Origin of the sequence: Corynebacterium sp. H128 (genome assembly GCF_037482625.1) — a bacterium.
Classification (GTDB): Bacteria; Actinomycetota; Actinomycetes; order Mycobacteriales; family Mycobacteriaceae; genus Corynebacterium.
Window position 1 is genome coordinate 26,440 of sequence record NZ_JBBHKW010000010.1, and the last position, 18,650, is coordinate 45,089.

The 18,650-nt window shown below is 59.9% G+C and carries 11 protein-coding genes; 5 read left to right on the top strand and 6 right to left on the bottom strand.

The features are described 5' to 3' along the window. Nucleotides 1-24 precede the first annotated feature (24 nt). Entirely contained in the window at nt 25-807 is a 783-nt protein-coding gene (locus tag WG915_RS09570) for a (2Fe-2S)-binding protein (protein WP_339565156.1), read from the bottom strand. Nucleotide 808: 1 nt separating this feature from the next. On the opposite strand from WG915_RS09570, the gene WG915_RS09575 reads away from it, so the two are divergent. From WG915_RS09575 to WG915_RS09595, 5 genes are all read left to right on the top strand, one after another. Then, nucleotides 809-1,621, top strand: a complete 813-nt coding sequence (locus tag WG915_RS09575; protein ID WP_339565157.1) for a shikimate 5-dehydrogenase — start codon at nt 809-811, stop codon at nt 1,619-1,621. Between the two features lie 59 nt (nt 1,622-1,680). Then, complete coding sequence (locus tag WG915_RS09580) at nt 1,681-2,493, top strand: hypothetical protein (RefSeq protein ID WP_339565158.1); 813 nt, start codon at nt 1,681-1,683, stop codon at nt 2,491-2,493. A 187-nt stretch (nt 2,494-2,680) separates the two neighbouring features. Continuing rightward, on the top strand, nt 2,681-6,421 hold the full coding sequence (locus WG915_RS09585) for an ABC transporter ATP-binding protein (protein ID WP_339565212.1): 3,741 nt from the start codon (nt 2,681-2,683) through the stop codon (nt 6,419-6,421). A gap of 150 nt (nt 6,422-6,571) precedes the next feature. Next, nucleotides 6,572-10,336 carry a multifunctional oxoglutarate decarboxylase/oxoglutarate dehydrogenase thiamine pyrophosphate-binding subunit/dihydrolipoyllysine-residue succinyltransferase subunit gene (locus WG915_RS09590; protein ID WP_339565159.1) on the top strand — a complete coding sequence of 1,255 codons (3,765 nt, stop codon included), beginning with the start codon at nt 6,572-6,574 and terminating at the stop codon, nt 10,334-10,336. Between the two features lie 198 nt (nt 10,337-10,534). Beyond that, on the top strand, nt 10,535-11,137 hold the full coding sequence (locus WG915_RS09595) for a hypothetical protein (protein ID WP_339565160.1): 603 nt from the start codon (nt 10,535-10,537) through the stop codon (nt 11,135-11,137). A 52-nt stretch (nt 11,138-11,189) separates the two neighbouring features. Here the strand turns inward: WG915_RS09595 and ileS are convergent, their stop codons facing one another. From ileS to WG915_RS09620, 5 genes are all read right to left on the bottom strand, one after another. Further along, a complete protein-coding gene (gene ileS, locus WG915_RS09600) occupies nt 11,190-14,345 on the bottom strand; it encodes an isoleucine--tRNA ligase (protein ID WP_339565161.1) in 3,156 nt (1,051 codons plus the stop codon). Nucleotides 14,346-14,583: 238 nt separating this feature from the next. Continuing rightward, nucleotides 14,584-14,739 (bottom strand): hypothetical protein, encoded by a 156-nt coding sequence (locus tag WG915_RS09605; protein ID WP_339565162.1) that lies wholly within the window; start codon nt 14,737-14,739, stop codon nt 14,584-14,586. Nucleotides 14,740-14,829: 90 nt separating this feature from the next. Continuing rightward, nucleotides 14,830-15,825, bottom strand: coding sequence for a DivIVA domain-containing protein (locus WG915_RS09610; protein WP_339565163.1), 996 nt, complete (start codon nt 15,823-15,825; stop codon nt 14,830-14,832). Nucleotides 15,826-16,063: 238 nt separating this feature from the next. Continuing rightward, nucleotides 16,064-16,348, bottom strand: a complete 285-nt coding sequence (locus tag WG915_RS09615) for a YggT family protein (RefSeq protein WP_339565164.1) — start codon at nt 16,346-16,348, stop codon at nt 16,064-16,066. Between the two features lie 10 nt (nt 16,349-16,358). Next, a complete protein-coding gene (locus WG915_RS09620; RefSeq protein WP_339565165.1) occupies nt 16,359-18,536 on the bottom strand; it encodes an alpha/beta fold hydrolase in 2,178 nt (725 codons plus the stop codon). Nucleotides 18,537-18,650: the final 114 nt, after the last annotated feature.

Below are 18,650 nucleotides of genomic sequence, written 5' to 3' on the forward strand. Positions count from 1 at the left end.
CCGGCCTCTCGCTTCCACACGCAGCTAGGAGTACTCAGCCAGCGTCATCAAAGCACGATCTCGGGTGGTGGCATCCTGCTTCGGGCAGGAGGTACACAACCCCGACCCCGGCGATCGGTAGACCATGCAGCAGGAGGTCCGGCGCACCAGCACATACATCTCATCAGTGACATCCTCAGCCGATTCCACAGGAAGAAAGGCCCCGTCCACAATTGCCTGATACTCCACCGCCGGCACCTCCCCCGGCGCAGCCGCAGCAAACCCAGTGCTCAGCGCCGCGGCCACCCGAACCCCAGCCGCCGGATCAAAGGAAGCATTACCCGCCTCCAACGCGGACTGGCGTAACCCATCGGCAACGATCGCCCAGAGCGGGGCTGGCCGCACCCCGAATTCGGCACTCAGGGCGTCGATAAGCGGGGCGATGGAGCGCGCCAAAGACGCGCCCGACTCCTCCTGGGAGGACGCCAAGCTAGCGGTAGAAAAGCTGCCCCAAAAGCCATTGGCAGACAGGGATCCAGAGGCGAAGTCCAAGGATGGCAGCTCTTCAAACTCCACCATCAGGAAGACTGCGGGCGTCACCACGGCGTTGCAGAAGCTGTACAGCCACAGCTGGGCGAGGGATTTCTCGCTAGGCATCCGAAATTGATCCGCCCCGGCGCGCACCGACTCGGCGACCCATTCGGTGCCGGTCACGGGCTGCCCCTCGCCGAACACGAACTGCTCGAAACGCGGGTACTCCGCCACGAGTGCGGACCATGACAGGGACACAACTTCCTCCGAAACCTCGATCACTACTACCCTTGTCATTATGGTTAATATCGTCGATCGCGACACCACTTTGTGTATTTCTCTCGCCGCCCGCCCCTCAAATCATGGGGTGCGCTTTCACAATTGGCTGTACGCCGAGCTCGGACTCAACTACCTCTACAAGGCGGTGGCCCCCACTGACATCGTGGCCGCCATCGCGGGCATGCGCGGCCTCGGCATCCGGGGCGCAGGCGTCTCCATGCCCTACAAGAGCGACGTCATCGCGCTCATCGACGAGCTGGATCCCTCCGCGGAGCGCATCGAGTCTGTGAACACCATCGTGAACACCGACGGGCATCTGAAGGGCTACAACACGGACTACATCGCCGTTGCGCAGCTCCTGCAGGCCCACCAAGTGCCAAGCCCCCTCAGAGTGGCGATCAAGGGCTCGGGCGGCATGGCCAACGCCGTCGTCGCAGCGCTTGCTGACCACGGCATGACGGGCACTGTGGTGGCCCGAAACCACGTCACTGGCAGCGCACTCGCGAGCCGCTATGGGTGGGATTTCTCCGGCGAGGTGCCCGCCGATGCGGAATTGTTAGTAAACGTCACCCCGATCGGAATGTATGGGGATGCCCAGGACCTGCAGGCCTTCTCCGACGAGGAGATTTCCCGGGCCAAGATGGTGTTCGATGTAGTGGCGTATCCAGTACAAACACCGCTCATCCAGGCTGCCGAGCGCCTCGGCGTCCCGAAGATCACCGGTGGCGAAGTGGTGGCTCTCCAAGCAGCGGAACAGTTCGTTCTTTACACCGGTGTAACCCCAACAATCGAGCAAGTGATGGCGGCGGAGGAATATTCGCAGCAGAATTGATGTTGAACCAATCCTGGCCACCTTTAGCGTCAGGATGACAAAAGAAAGGTTGCAACACAATGGCTAAAAACACCATCACCGACGCTCTTGGCTCTGACTCCGCAGCACTCGAAGACAACGCCGGCGTTACCGGACGTATGCTGATCGGCGGCCTGGATAACGCTGTGCGTCTCCAGACCTCCGTCGTGGAAAACTACGTCAAGTGGCTCCGCAGTAACAATCCGAATGCCACCCCAGCGCAGATCCAGGCGGACATGGATAAACACTTCAAGCGTTTGGCTACCGGCTCTGGTGGCGCTGCTGGTCTTGCTGCAGCCTTCCCCGGCGTTGGCTTCATCACCGGCGCTGCTGCTGTGGGCGCAGAGTCCCTCGTCTTCCTCAATGCTGCGGCGCTGTACTCTACAGCCTCTGCGTTGCTGCGGGGCGTGGAAGTGCGCGATGCTGAGCGTCGTCGCGCGTTGATCTTGGCTGTGGTCCTGGGCGCGCCGGGCACCGCGGTAGTTGATGCCCTGCTGGGCGACGTCAAGAACAAGGAACTCCAGAACGCCTCCGTCGCGAACAAGATCAACCGCATCAGCATGCCGGGCCTGAACACCATTAACACCCAACTGATGAAGATGGTGCGCAATCGCTTTGCCAAGAGGCTGCGCACCATGTGGATCGGCAAGATCATGCCACTGGGTATTGGACTCGTGGTGGGTACCATCGCCAACCGTAAGCTGGCAGATCAGGTTATCCAGAACACCCGCGAATCCATGGGGCCGATCCCGGCGCAGTTCACCGAGCCACTGCCGATGCAGCCGGCTCCGGAACAAGGCATTCTCGCCAAGATTAATCCCCGTAAGTGGAGCCTGCCCAAGTTCGGCAAGTAAGCAAACAACCAGTGCGAGCTTAGGGCTCCACCTCTGAAGCCGCCCCAACGATTTGGGGCACCTAGCTAACCTCCGGCCCTGCGTGACTGCACGGCCGGAGTCAATCTCTTTCTCACAACTGAACATCAATGCAAAGGACTCATCCACGATAGTGAACTCACCCAGCAGTGCGAAAAACAACCAGCGCATGTGGGATCTGTGGCGCATCATCGCCTCGTATCCGAAGACCACCACTGTGGCGACCCTCGCCACCATCGCCGTGGTCACCATGGAGCTGTCGATACCACTGCTTACCCGCGACGCAGTCGACGTCGCCACCGGCCAGGCCCATGGTGGCCCCGCCGCTTCCTTATTACCCCAATACTCTGAACTGACCGCCATCATCGTGGTGCTCATCGCCGTAGCCCTGGCGCGCTTTTTCGCCCAGTTTGGCCGCCGCTATACCGCCGGCCTGCTCTCCATCAATACCCAGCACCGCATCCGAGTCCGCCTGCTTGAGACGCTGCATAAGCTGGACGGCCCGGGGCAGGACCGGATCCGAGTGGGGCAGATTGTCAGCCGTTCGATCTCCGATATCAACATGGTCCAGGGCTTGGTCGCGATGTTTCCCCTCGCGGTGGGGCACCTACTCAAGTTGGTCTTTACCGTCGTCGTCATGCTGGCGATGTCACCGCTGCTGGCCTTGGTCGCCCTCGCCTCCCTTCCCCTGGTTTTCTTCGGCGCGCTGTACTCTCGTAAGCCAATGTTCGCTGCTACCTGGGCTGCCCAGCAGGCCGCGGCCGACCTCGCGACCCACGTTGAGGAAACGGTGACCGGCATCCGAGTGGTGAAGGCCTTCGCACAGGAACAGCGTGAGATCGACGCCATCGAAGAAAGCAGCCGCAAGGTCTACGCAACCCGGATGCGTTCGGCCCGGCTGAACGCAAAATTCCAGCCGCTGGTAGACCAGTTGCCGCAATTGGCCTTGGTCGCAAACATTGCGCTTGGTGGCTGGCTCGCCATGTCCGGCCACATCACCATTGGCACCTTCGTGGCTTTCTCCGCGTACCTGTCCTCATTGACGGGCGTGGCCCGAATGCTCTCTGGCATGGTGCTGCGTATCAACATGGCGCGTTCTTCGGTGACTCGTGTCTTTGAGGTGCTTGACCTGGCACCGGAACATAGCGATCCCACCGTGCCCACGCCGATCCCGGATGGCCCCTTAGGCATCGCACTGACCGGCGTTGATTTTCACGACCAGGACCGCACTATCCTCAGCGACCTCAGTCTTAGCGTCCAGCCAGGTGAGACCTTGGCTTTAGTCGGCCCACCCGGTGCCGGAAAGACCATGGCGGTGCAGCTACTGGGCAAGTTCTACCAGCCTGCCGCCGGAACAATCGAGTTGCTCACCCCGAGCGGCACGCGCATCAATACCCGCGATGTCAGCGACCATGAGCTGCGCCGCTGCCTCATCTGCGTCTTTGATGAAGCCTTCCTGTTCAGTGCCTCCATCCGCAGCAACATCACCATGGGTGGGAACTACACCGATGCGCAGGTCCGCGCGGCGGCTACAGCCGCCCAAGCGCATGACTTCATCAGCAACTTGAGCAATGGTTATGAAGAAGTGGTCGGCGAACGCGGCCTGACGCTTTCTGGTGGCCAGCGTCAACGCATCGCGTTGGCCCGTGCCTTGCTGGCCCGCCCCCGCATCCTGATTCTTGACGATGCCACCTCCGCTATCGATGCCACCACCGAAGCCCGCATCTACGAGGCACTTCGCACAGAGTTCTCCGATGTCACAATCCTTGCCGTGGCACACCGCCAATCCACCCTGGACCTTGCTGATCGCGTGGCGCTGATTGAGGATGGCCACGCTACGGCCGTCGGCACGCTAGCGCAGATGCGGACGCAGCAGCGCTTTGCCCACCTCATGGACCTGGACTTCCAATCGGAGGACGCTACCGGCTTGCCTTTCGACGACGGCACCCACGATCCCACCTGGGAAGAGCTTTGGCCAGAGTATTCAGCGCATGGCCCTGCCGGGATGAACTCCGCGACAGTTCGCGCTGCGGCCTCCGCCGTCGCTGGACCTGGTGGCCGGGGTGGAGGCCGCGGCGGCGGCATGGGCATGGCAGCAGCAATGCCTGCCACCCCGGAGCTCATGGCTCAAGTGGCCGCGCTGCCACCGGCCACTGAGCAACCCAAGGTGGACGCCCATTTCGCCCGATCCACTACCGCCCCTTTCCGGCTGTTGCCGCTGTTTCGGCAGGTGCGCTGGCTGATCCTCGCGGTGATGCTGTGTCTGCTCATCGGAGTGGCCACCGACCTAGCGTTTCCTTCGCTGGTTCGCTTCGCCATCGATAATGGCGTGCTGCAGCAAGACCGCGACACGTTATGGATCATCGCGATCCTGGGTACCGCCGTCGTTCTCATCAGCTGGATCACAGCGATGGTGCACACTGTCCTCACCGCCCGCACCGGCGAACGGCTACTCTTCGGACTCCGACTGCGCACCTACGCGCATTTGAACCGGCTGAGCCTGGACTACTTCGAACGCACCATGTCCGGGAAGATCATGACCCGCATGACCACAGACGTTGATGCCCTCTCTTCCTTCTTGCAGACCGGCGTGGCGCAAGCAATTGTCTCGCTGGCAACGCTGCTCGGAATTTCCGCGATGCTGCTGGCCACCGATTTATCGCTTGCGCTGCTAGCGCTCGCGGCGATCCCGATCTTGGTCGTGGCCACCGCCATATTCCGCCGCATTTCCTCCCGGCTGTACACGGCAGCGCGCGAACAAATCAGCACAGTCAACGCCATGTTCCAGGAGAGCATCTCGGGGTTGCGCATCGCGCAGATGCACGGCATGGAAGAAGCCTCCTTACTCGCATTCGAGCAGGAAGCAGAACGCTACCGTCGCATCCGCGTCTCCTCCCAGACCGCGGTAGCACTGTACTTCCCCGGTATCAATGCTCTCAGCGAGCTCACCTCAGCTGCGGTCCTCGGATTCGGCGCCCTCCAAGTCCAGCGCGGTGAGCTCTCCCCTGGCGTATTGGTGGCGTTCGTGATGTACATGGGACTGCTTTTCGGGCCGATTCAGCAGCTTTCGCAGCTTTTCGACGGCTACCAACAGGCCGCAGTCGGCCTGCGAAGAATCTCGGAGCTGCTGGGAACCTCGGCTTCGGTCGTCGATAGTGGCACCGCACCTGGCGCCGCTGTGGCCGCCACCGGCGAGCTCGCGCTGTCCGATGTTGCCTTCGCCTACGGCCCCGAACTCCCGGCAGTCACCTCGCATTTCCACCTAGCGATTCAACCGGGCAGTACCGTCGCTCTCGTCGGCGCCACGGGTGCCGGGAAATCAACCACGATCAAGCTCCTCGCTAGGTTTTATGACCCCCAGGCGGGTGTAGTCAGCGCAGCAGGCACCGACATCCGCACGTTCCCGCTCCACGACTGGCGTCGGACGATCGGCTTGGTTCCGCAGGAGGCGCATCTTTTCAGCGGCACCGTCGCCGAGAACATCGCCTACGGACGGCCCACAGCAACTCCGGAGGACATCACAGCGGCCGCCCGCCGTGTGGGCGCACTCACCGCGATCTCGGCGATCCCCGGTGGCTTCAATCATCCCGTCGGCGAGCGCGGCCGTGGCCTTTCCTCCGGTCAACGCCAGCTCATTGCGCTGGCACGCGCCGAAATGTGCGAGCCAGACATCATGCTGCTCGATGAGGCGACTGCAACACTTGATCCCGCAACCGAGGCCACTATTCTGAGCGCTTCCGACCGGGTGACTTCCACCCGCACCTCTGTCATCGTGGCGCACCGGTTAGCCACCGCGGCTCGTGCTGATCGCATTGTGCTGATCGACGGCGGGCGTATCATTGAGGAAGGTTCCCACGATGAACTCTTAGCGCGCAATGGTCGCTACGCGGACATGTGGCGGGCGCACTAGCACCACCAAAATTGGGGTAACTGCGAGATGCGCAGCGACTCCCCGGAAATCTGTGTGACTTTATGGGCTGAAACACGTTAGCCTGTATGGAACTACTACAGTTGACTACTGACGTAAATATTTACAACGGAAATGAGGCGAGACCCTGCCGTGAGCAGCGCTAGTAACTTCGGCCAGAACCAGTGGCTGGTTGACGAGATGTTCCAGCAATTCAGCAAGGATCCACAGTCCGTGGACGCCGAATGGCGGGAACTTTTTGAGAAGCAGGGCGCTCCCAAGGCTGCGCCCGCATCCGCTCCTACTACCCCAGCACAACCGGCCGCCACAGCAACTTCTTCCGCCCCTGAGGTGTCCGCGCCGGCAGCAGCTGAGCCACCTGCTAAGGCGGCCGCTGAATCTGCTAAGAAGGCTCCAGCTAAGACGCCGCGGAGCGCAGGCCCCGCCTCTAGTTCTTCTGCGGCAGCACTCAAGAAGGCTGCTGAGCAGAAGAAGGCTGCTTCCCCGCTGAATCGCGCTGGTGAACTGCCTGGCGGTTCCCAGACTGCCCTGAAGGGCATTTACAAGGCCATCGCCAAGAACATGGACATCTCCCTGGAGATTCCAACCGCAACGTCGGTTCGCGATATGCCAGCCCGCCTCATGTTCGAAAACCGCTCCATGGTCAATGACCATCTGAAGCGCACCATTGGCGGCAAGATTTCCTTCACGCACATCATCGGCTACGCCCTGGTCAAGGCCATCATGGCCCACCCAGACATGAACAACTCCTACGATGTTGTTGACGGCAAGCCAACCCTGATCGTGCCGGAGCACATCAATCTTGGCCTAGCCATTGACCTGCCACAGAAGGACGGCTCCCGCGCCCTCGTTGTCGCAGCCATCAAGAAATGCGAGAAGATGAGCTTCTCCGAGTTCCTCGCAGCATACGAAGACGTAGTCAAGCGTGGCCGTGAGAACAAGCTCACGATGGATGATTACTCCGGTATCACCATCTCCCTGACTAACCCAGGCGGCATCGGCACCCGCCACTCCGTGCCACGCCTGACCAAGGGCCAGGGCACCATCATCGGTGTGGGCTCGATGGATTACCCAGCTGAGTTCCAGGGCGCCTCTGAGGATCGGCTGGCGGAACTGGGCGTCGGTAAGCTCGTCACCATTACCTCCACCTATGACCACCGCGTCATCCAGGGTGCCGAGTCCGGCGAGTTCCTGCGCACCATGTCGCAGCTGCTTATCGACGACCTGTTCTGGGATCACATCTTCCAGACCATGCACGTGCCTTACACCCCAATGCGTTGGGCACAGGATGTACCGAACACCGGCGTGGACAAGAACACCCGCGTCATGCAGCTCATTGAGGCATACCGCTCTCGTGGCCACCTCATCGCAGACACCAACCCGCTGCAGTATGTCCAGGACGGCTTGCCGATCCCAGACCTTCGCGACCTCGACATTGAGAACCACGGCCTGACGCTGTGGGATCTGGATCGTACCTTCCATGTCGGCGGTTTTGCGGGCCGCGAGACCATGACGCTGCGCGAGGTTTTGAAGACCCTGCGCGCTGCCTACACGCTGAAGGTCGGCTCCGAGTACACCCACATCTTTGACCGCGATGAGCGCCTTTGGCTGCAGGATCGTCTCGAAGCCGGTATGCCTAAGCCGACCCGCGCTGAGCAGAAGTACATCCTGCAGAAGCTCAATGCCGCTGAAGCATTTGAGAACTTCCTGCAGACCAAGTTCGTCGGCCAGAAGCGCTTCTCCCTCGAGGGTGCCGAGTCCCTGATCCCGCTGATGGATGCTTCCATCGATACCGCTGCCGGCCAGGGCCTCGACGAAGTTGTCATCGGCATGCCACACCGTGGTCGTCTGAATGTGCTCGCCAACATCGTCGGCAAGCCATTCGGCCAGATCTTCAACGAGTTCGAGGGCAATATGTCCATCGATACCGCTGGCGCTTCCGGCGACGTGAAGTACCACCTCGGCGCCGAGGGCAAGCACATCCAGATGTTCGGCGATGGCGAAATCAAGGTCACTCTAACCGCGAATCCATCCCACCTCGAGGCCGTTAACCCGGTCATGGAGGGCATCGCCCGCGCCAAGCAGGACATTTTGGACAAGGGCCCAGACGGCTACACCGTCGTGCCAATCTTGCTCCACGGCGACGCAGCATTCGCCGGACTCGGCATCGTTCCCGAGACCATCAACCTTTCCCAGCTGCGCGGCTACACCGTGGGCGGCACCATCCACATCGTGGTGAACAACCAAATCGGCTTCACCACTACCCCAGACTCCGGACGCTCCAGCCACTACGCCACTGACCTGGCTAAGGCTTATGGCTGCCCGGTCTTCCACGTCAACGGTGACGACCCTGAGGCCGTCGTATGGGTAGGCCAGCTGGCTACCGAATACCGCCGCCGCTTTGGCAAGGACGTCTTCATCGACCTCATCTGCTACCGTCGCCGTGGCCACAACGAGGCCGACGACCCATCGATGACCCAGCCAAAGATGTACGACGTCATCGACGAGAAGCCCGGCGTGCGCGCACAGTACGCCGACTCGCTCCTTGGCCGTGGTGACCTCTCCGATGCAGAGGCCGAGGCTGTAGCACGCGATTTCCACGATCAGATGGAATCCGTCTTCAACGAGGTCAAGGGCGCCGAAAAGGATCCGCTAGGCCAGCAGGAAGGGATCACTGGATCCCAGAAGCTGCCGCACGGCCTGGAGACGGCTATCTCCGCAGCCGACCTCGCCGAAATCGGTGGCGCTTGGCACAACATCCCAGCCGGCTTCAAGGCACACTCTCGCGTCGCACCGATCGCAGAAAAGCGCGCCAAGTCTGCCCTCGAAGGCGGCATCGACTGGGGCTGGGCTGAGCTCATCGCCTTCTCCTCTCTCGCGAACTCCGGCAAGGTTGTGCGCTTGGCAGGCGAAGACGTGCGCCGCGGTACCTTCACCCAGCGTCACGCCGTCATGATTGATCCGGAAACCGCAGCCGAGTACAGCCCAATTCACGAGCTGGCACAGGCTAAGGGCAACGGTGGCAAGTTCATGATCTACAACTCGGCACTGACCGAGTACGCCGCCATGGGCTTCGAATATGGCTACTCTGTGGGTAACCCGGATGCCGTTGTAGCTTGGGAGGCACAGTTCGGTGACTTCGCCAACGGTGCACAAACCATCATCGATGAGTACATCTCTTCTGGTGAAGCCAAGTGGGGCCAAGAGTCCAGCGTCATCCTGCTCCTGCCGCACGGCTACGAGGGCCAGGGGCCGGACCACTCTTCTGCCCGCATCGAGCGCTACCTGCAGCTGTGTGCTGAGGGCTCCATGACGGTGGCTCAGCCGACGTCCCCAGCTAACTACTTCCACCTGCTGCGTCGCCACGCGCTGGGTGAGCTGAAGCGCCCACTGGTGGTCTTCACTCCGAAGTCCATGCTGCGCATGAAGGCTGCAGCTTCCTCCGTTGAGGAGTTCACCGAGGTCAAGAAGTTCCGCTCCGTGATCAACGATCCGGCGATCCAGGATGCCCTCGGCAACGTGATCGGCGATGCCGCGAAGATCAAGAAGGTGCTGCTGGTTTCCGGCAAGCTGTACTACGACCTCGAGAAGCGCAAGAAGAAGGACGGCCGCGAGGACGTTGCCGTTGTTCGCCTCGAGCAGCTGCATCCGATACCGCATAACCGACTGCGTGAAATCTTCGCGATGTTCCCGAACCTGGAGGAAGTCCGCTTCTGCCAGGATGAGCCTGCTAACCAGGGCCCATGGCCGTTCTATGCACTCAACCTGCCAGAACTGCTTCCTGATATGCCGAAGCTGAAGCGGGTCTCCCGCCGAGCACAGTCCTCCACCTCGACGGGCATCAATAAGGTGCACCAGCTTGAGCAGGCTGCGCTTATCGACGAAGCCTTCGCTTAACGCTTAAGGCGCTATGCACTACCCGGTTCGCAATTTAGCGAGCGGGTAGTGCTTTTTCATGAAAGGCTCGATATTTATTGCAGATCGATCACAAACCACACCTTTTTAAGGATTTACATACAAAATCATTCGACCATTGTAATGATTTGATAAACTTGTTTGTCTGACAACAGACCAGTTCGGCAGTACGGAGAAGGTGTGGCAGATCGAGATCTAGGGACCATTTTCGACCTACGCGATCAAGGCCTAGCCATGCTCATCACAGCTGCTGGATGGGCGGGCTATCTAACTTTGGTTGCTATCGCGGATGCGAATTGGTCCACTTCTATAGCGCTGGCGCTTACTCGTTTCGGCGGCATTTTGTGCTTTTTCGGTGTCCTCATCGCCTATCTAGGCACCATGCCGACATACCTTCGCACCCCGAAGCTCATGACTTTCGGAATCGCCTGCGTCTCGGGCATGATTCAGCTCTACGGTGTGTCGGAGCTCATTCAGCGTGTCCCAAACTTCGATGGTTTCGAGACCGCCTTCCTCATAGCTCAATTTGTTTTCGCCATTGCGTTACTTCCGTGCGCATATTGCCTCTACCATCACCCGCTGTTTCCGCGCTGGCTTGCCTACGGAATCGCACTCGATGGCGCGTTCTGGCTTTGTTACTCCTGCGCCAACCTCAGCCGTCGCTGGTATACGTTCTTCGAAATCTTGGCGTGGGGGCCATCCCTGACGATCGAAGTCCTATTCGGCATCTACTTCGCACGAGTTGGCCTCAAGCTGCGAAGAATGTCAGAACCAGCAGCATAATAAAGCAATGAAGGGGCCCGCAGGCCCCTTCATTGCTTTATTGGATAGAGCGTTAAGCCTTTGCCACGCTGGCGGTCACACCTTTGAGCACCTCAGCGCCCTCAACAGCGTCGGTACCGACTTCGAAGGAAGTCGCCAACACCTCGGCAGCAATGTGCTCAGCATGACGCTGCGCCCATTCCAGCTTCTCTGCCGGCACACTGAGAACTACGGAAATCCGGTCGGTGACGTCAAAGTCCGCCGCCTTGCGGGCATCCTGCAAACCACGGATGAGGTCAGCAGCCCAGCCCTCAGCTTCCAGTTCCTCTGTGACAGTCATGTCTAGGGAAACCAAACCGCCGAAACCGTCGACCTGCGCGGTGGACTCCGGGTTCGCGGCGACAAGACGCTCGGTGAACTCCCCCTCATGCAACTCGATGCCGTCGGCAAGCACGACGTTGCCGGAGCGGGTGTAGTCACCGGCCTTAACGGCCTTGATCACACGCTGCACGTCTTTGCCCAGGCGGGGCCCGGCGGCCTTGGCATTAACGACGACCTCAAAGCGGCCCACGGAGTCAACGTCATCGGACAGCTGGACATCCTTCACGTTAACTTCATCGCGAATGATGGCAGCAAAATCCGCGAGTCGATCCGAGCCCGGCATAGCCACGGTCAACGCCGGCAACGGCAAGCGGTTACGCAGCTTGTTGGTCTTACGCACAGAAGACGCTGCGGAACACACGCTACGAACGCCGTCCATCGCTTCGACGAGATCGGCATCAGCTGGGTAGTCCGCCGGATTCGGGAAATCCGTGAGATGTACAGAACGATCCCCGGTCAGCCCCTTGTAGATGACTTCCGTAGCCATCGGCAGCAGCGGAGCAGCTACCCGAGTCAGCGTCTCCAGCACCGTGTAGAGGGTATCGAAGGCAGCCGGGTAGGCTTCATCGCCAGCCCAGAAACGGTCGCGGGAGCGGCGCACGTACCAGTTGGTCAGCACATCACAGAACACACGTACCTGGTCGCAGGCGCTCGCGATATCAGTGCCGTCCAAGCAAGCCTGGACTCCAGCGACAAGGTCGTGTGTCTTGGCCAGAATGTAGCGATCCAGCACGTCGTCGGAATCCACCCGCCACGTTGCCGGCTTGGAGGCGTAGAGCTGCAGGAAGCTGTACGCATTCCACATCGGTAGCAGGGCCTGGCGCACGCCCTCACGGATGCCCTGCTCCGTGACAATTAGATTGCCGCCGCGCAGGATTGGCGAGGCCATCAGGAACCAACGCATTGCGTCGGAGCCGTCCCGATCGAACACCTCGTTGACGTTCGGATAGTTGCCCTTGGACTTGGACATCTTCAATCCGTCGTCGCCAAGCACGATGCCGTGGGCAACCACCTTGGAGTAGGCAGGACGGTCGAACAGCGCGGTGGAGAGCACGTGCATGGTGTAGAACCAGCCACGGGTCTGGCCGGAGTACTCCACGATGAAGTCAGCTGGCGCGTGGGTATCAAACCAGTCCTTGTTCTCAAACGGGTAGTGCTTCTGGGCGAACGGCATGGAGCCAGATTCGAACCAGCAGTCCAGAACCTCTGGGACGCGGCGCATCATGGACTTGCCCGTCGGATCGTCTGGGTTCGGGCGGGTCAGCTCATCGATGTATGGGCGGTGTAGGGACTGCGGGCGCACGCCAAAGTCGCGCTCCAGCTCGTCCAGGGAGCCATAGACATCTACGCGTGGGTAGTTCTCATCATCGGACATCCACACTGGGATCGGTGAGCCCCAGTAGCGGTTACGGGAGATGTTCCAGTCGCGGGCGCCTTCCAGCCACTTACCAAATTGACCCTCGCGGATATGCTCCGGCATCCACTCGATGCCCTCCTTGTTCAGCTCCACCATGCGATCACGGAACTTGGTGACAGCGACGAACCAGGACGGCAGCGCCATGTAGATCAGCGGCTCGCCAGAACGCCAGGAATGCGGGTAGGAGTGTTCGATGGTTGCCTGACGCAGCACGCGCCCAGCGGCCTTGAGGTCCTTGATGATCTGCTTGTTCGCATCGAAGATGAGCTGGCCTTGGTAAGGAGCCGCCAGGGAGGTGAATTTTCCATCCATGCCGACCGGGATGACCGGCTCGATGCCGTATTCGGCGCAGGCAAACATATCGTCCTCACCAAAGGCGGGGGCCTGGTGGACAATGCCGGTGCCGTCCTCGGTAGTGACATAGTCAGCAACGATGATCTGGAAAGCGTTCGGCTGGTCCAGGAAGAATTCGAAGAGTGGCTGGTAACTCAGGCCTTCCAATTCGGCGCCCTGGTAGGTAGCAACCACGGTGTGTTCGGTGCCCAGTTCCTTCTCGTGTGCACCGATGAGAGCCTCGGCAAGCAGCAGTCGCTGACCGCGGAACTCTGCGAGACCGTCCTCCCCTACCTCAACGACCGCATAAGTCACCTCTGGGTGAACTGCCAACGCAAGGTTAGAAGGCAAGGTCCACGGCGTGGTGGTCCAAGCCAGGACACTCGTACCGATCAGCGCATCCGGAGCCGCGGAACCAGCGACCTTAGCGGTGATTGGGAAGGTGACCGTGAGGGTTGGATCCTGGCGCATCTTGTAAGAGTCATCCAGGCGGGTCTCCTGGTTCGACAGTGGGGTCTGCTCCGCCCAGGAATAAGGCAGGACCCGGAAGCCTTGGTAAATCAGGCCCTTGTCATAAAGCTCCTTGAACGCCCACATGACGGACTCCATGAAGTCCGTATCCATGGTCTTATAGCCGTTTTCAAAGTCCACCCAGCGTGCCTGACGGGTGACGTACTCTTTCCACTCCTCCGTGTACTTCAGCACCGAGGTAGCACAGTAGTCATTGAACTTGGCCAGACCCATGCCTTCGATCTCACCGGTCTTGATGCCGAGCTGCTTTTCAGCTTCCAGCTCCGCTGGTAGGCCGTGGCAATCCCAGCCGAAGACGCGTGCGACCTTCTTGCCGCGCATGGTTTGGTAACGCGGGATGATGTCTTTTACGTAGCCGGTGAGCAAGTGCCCGTAGTGTGGCAGTCCGTTAGCGAACGGTGGGCCGTCGTAGAAGACGTACTCCCCAGCCCCGTCGCGATTGTCTAGCGAGGCCTGGAAAGTCTTATCCTTGGCCCAGAAATCAAGAACCTGCTGTTCCATCTGTGGGAACTGATTGGTTCCGCCTGATAGGTCTTCGCGGGGGTAAACGCGGCCCGTGTTGTTCATAAAGTGGCTCCTAGCAGCTAAGTTCATCTTCTGCCGCGGGGACGCCCGATGTGGACGCGGTACCACCCTGCTTGGCCAGCTACACATTTGCAGCGGACCCACTTTATTGGCCGAAAAGGTATCTCACGGTCCCACCCGTCCGGTTCTACTGGGCCCCTGTGAGGCCGTTCTTCCGGAAAGCTCCCCGGTGATGGCCGGATCTTTGCTTGTTTGGCTCAGTATAACTGATCGCTGAAAGTTAGCGCTTCTTAGAACGCAAGTCCATCACCCACAGGATCAACCCTGTGATGGTCAGGATAATCACGAGCATGTACCACAGCACGTCCCCGGTGACAACGCCAGCAACAAACGCAGCAAATGCAGCGAGGGCGAGAATCAAAGTGGTCAGAGTCATGGTGCCTTCCAAGAAACACGGTAGTAAAACGCAAGATCTCCCTCTTGCGCCAAGAGCTAAGTCTAGAGCAAGAGGGAGATGAGGTTGCAATTACTGGTTCTCAGCGCCACCATTCGGTGCGGCTGGGCCACGGGAGACCAGCTCTTCCAGCTGAGTCTCAAGCAGCGTCTTCATGCGAGTGCGGTACTCGCGTTCGAAGGTACGCAGCTCGGAGATACGGCCTTCCAGGGCGTTCTGCTGCTGCTTGACCGTTGCCATGGTCTCAGTGTGCTTGCGCTCTGCGTCGGCCTGCAGTGCGTTAGCCTTGTCCTCAGCCTGCTTGATCTGGGCCTGGGACTTAGCGGTAGCGTCGGCGAGCATTGCGTTGGAACGCTGAGTTGCATCGGCGATGATCTTGTCAGCCTGTGAACGGGACTCGGCCAGGGTCGCAGCGGAAGCGGAGTTCGCATCGTTGATGGTCTTCTCAGCGGCGGCACGTGCCTCGTCCAGCATGGACTTGGACTCTTCGCGGGCTTCGCTGGTGAGACGATCAGACATCTCCTGTGCCAAGCCGAGGATGCGGGCTGCCTGCATGTGGGTATCAGCACCAGCTGCGGCGCCGCCTGCAGCTGCGCCAACGCCTGCACCGGCAACTGCAGCAGCGGCTGGAGCAGCAGACTTGTTAGCGGAAGACTTCTTGGCGTTCTCAGCTTCAGCGCGGGCTGCCTGTGCTTCGCTCTGCGCCTTCTTAGCCTCGTCTTGTGCCTTCTTGACCTGATCCTGTGCGGACTTGGTAGCTGCTTGTGCTTCGTTGAGCTTCTTTTCGTATTCCGCACGAATCTTGGCCTCGGCCTCAGCCGCTGCCTTCTTCTCGATGGCAGCTACGTCGACATCCTTGGTGGCAGGTGCGACGGATGGGGCCTTGCCGCCATCCTTCTCAAACCCTTCTACCTTGGTTCGGAGATCGTCGTTTTCTTCCTGCAGCTGTGCAAGAGTGTCTTCGACGAGATCGAGGAACTGATCAACTTCGTCCTCGTTGTAGCCACGCTTGCCAATTGGAGGCTTGCTAAAAGCGACATTGTGCACGTCAGCTGGAGTCAGCGGCATTGACCGTTCCCTTCGCGATAATTTGCAGCCCCCAACTGGAATTGGAGGCACGCTGCAGGAAGTCCCCACAGCAAATTTCTTTACAGTTTAGTTACTTTTCTTAAGCCACGGTAGCGATTCCCCGACTAATGCCGGAAAGTACTTAATCTACCGCAACAGCAAAACGCAGTTTGAATTTATCATTTTCATCGCAGAAACTCACTTTAAATCGCCCGTGCCCGGCAATCTAATGCGAGTTTTAGATCATGTGCAACACTGCGATCAGCAACTGCAGTCCGATGAATAGCACCAGGATCGACACGTCAAGCGCCACACCACCCGTGCGAATTGGCGGAATGAGACGTCGCAAAGCCTTTACCGGCGGATCCGTCACAATGAACACTGGCTCGGCGATGAGTGCAAACCAGCGCGGCGGACGGAACTGCCGGGAAAATGACTGGATCATTTCGATGATGATTCGGATGATCAGCAGATACAAGTAGATCTGCAGGATCATCGCCAAGATCGCGGTAATGCTATTCACGTGCACGACACTAGCGCATTTGCAGGAGCTGAGATACTTCGGACGCGCGCTCCAGCTGGACAATGTGCCCCACTCCTGGGAATTCATGCACGCTGGCCTGCGGCAAAAGTGCCCGGGCTTGTGCGAGCTGTCCGATTTCAAGCACAGCATCCGCACTGCCCCACACTAGGTCCACGGGCAGGTTGAGTGCTGCAAATGATGCTGCCACGCCCGTCCGCTGCTGTGCTGGGACGGCAACCAGCTCGCGGGACAGGGCGATGAAGGTGCGGACGTGGTCAGGTCGTCGCGCGTTACGACGCCCAATGCGCAGGCGATACTCGCCTACTAGCGAGCTATCCGCCACTACTGTCTCTTCCACTTTCCGGAGCATCGGCCCACCCATGATCTCCAGCAGCGCGGGCCCAGCTTTACCCGCCGCCAGTGCCACGGAGGAGGTTATTTCTTCACTGAAGCCGCTGGGCGCGATCAGCACTACCCTTTCCACACTATCCGGACGTTGGATACTCATCCGCATGGCGATCGCGCCGCCTAAAGAGTTCCCCACTAGGGTGATTTTCCCTGGCAGTTGGAGGCTATCGATGGCATCCCACACCGCCGCGGTTACCCCCGACATCGTGGGATTGGCTAGTGCCGCAGTGTCCCCGAACCCGGGCAGATCGAGCGCAATGAGTCGCGCGCCTGGAACATCCAGCTGATCAAAGTCCTCTAGGCTGCGTCCGATGCCGTGAATTAATACGATGGGATGCCCGTCTGCCGGACCGTAGATCCGGGCCCGCAGCTGCTGGGTGCCGAGTCGCTGAAAGCCGAAGTCCAGACCAGAGAATTCATCGCTACCAAAAGCGCGCATTTCCTGGAAATGGTCATTGTGCAGCGCCCAAGGTTCTTGGTCGGTGACATAGGGAAAGGCAGCGATGCCGCGCTGGACATAACCTGCATTCAGGTCAATGATCCGCTTGCGTTTACCCCGCGGCTGGCCACTAGCCCGGACTACCGGAAGACGGCCTGCCCGCATATGCGCCACGAGGCGGCGTACATAGACCGCCACGAGTTCAGCACGGAGGGTGAAGGATTCATTGACGTATCCCAGGGTGAAGGTGAGGTTAGGTACGTCCGCAAGCAGGGTGCCACGGTAGGCTGCCCGCGTGCCGACGTCCACCGCCGTCCCATCCATCTCCAATGTCAAGCCGCCGAGCGCCTGGAGCTGCAGGCCAGTAGCTAGCACGATGATGTCAGCGGGCACATCCACTCCGGATCCCGTAAGAATTCCACTCGGGGTGAACTGTGCCACGGTGTCAGTGAGAATCTGTGCGTTTCCCGCGGCCAACATACGGAAGAGGTCACCATCTGGGATGCGGCACACTCGCTGCTCCCACACCGGATAGTCCGGCTCGAAGTGGTGACGCAGCGGTTCCGGGAGGAGTCGGGCACGGAGCGAGCTCAGGGCCTTAGCTGTCAGGGCGGGGAAATGCTGAGCTGCGCGAATGATCAGTTGGTTGCCCAGTATCGCGCGGGCCCGCCGCACCCGCGCGCTGGTGTTCAGCGCATCAAAAGGCTGGTGGTTCGGCAGTGGCGCCATGTGACTTGGCGTGCGCTGCAGCATGGTCACGTTAGCCGCCTGCGCTAACTCGGGTACTATTGTGGCGGCGGTAGCTCCAGAACCGATGACCACGATGTCTTTGCCTTGCCAGGCCAGATCCGCTGGCCATCGCTGTGGCTCAACGATGCATCCGCGGAATGTTTCCCGGCCGGGAAAGTCCGGAATATAGCCGTGTTCCTGGTCGAAATAGCCTGCTGCCACGTGCAGAAAGCGGGCCTCGTAGGCCCCTCGGTCACTATGGACCGTCCACGTGCTGCTTGCGGAGGACCAAGTCGCGCGGGTGGCACGGACCCCGAAATCGATTCGTTCGAGCAAGCCATGCTTTCGCGCTGTCTGCTCGAGGTAGTTGCGGATCTCCGCCCCCTTACCCAAGGGCCGGCTCCCCCGCCATGGCTCGAAGGAGAAGCAATAGGAGTCCATTTCACTGTCGCTGCGTACGCCTGGGTAGGTGAAAATATCCCAGGTCCCTCCGACTCGTTCTCTCTTGTCCAGGATTTTAAAATCCAAACTGGGAAGCTTCGCTAACTCACAACCGAGTGCGATTCCTGAAATGCCGGCGCCGATTATCAACACATCGAGAGGTTGTGGCATAGGGGTTCCTTTGCAGAATTAAACACTGTTCAATCGCATTAGATTAACACAACCACCAATGGCAAAACCCCAGCCTTTTCAGACTGGGGTTAGGTGAAGATAGGTCGCTGCACA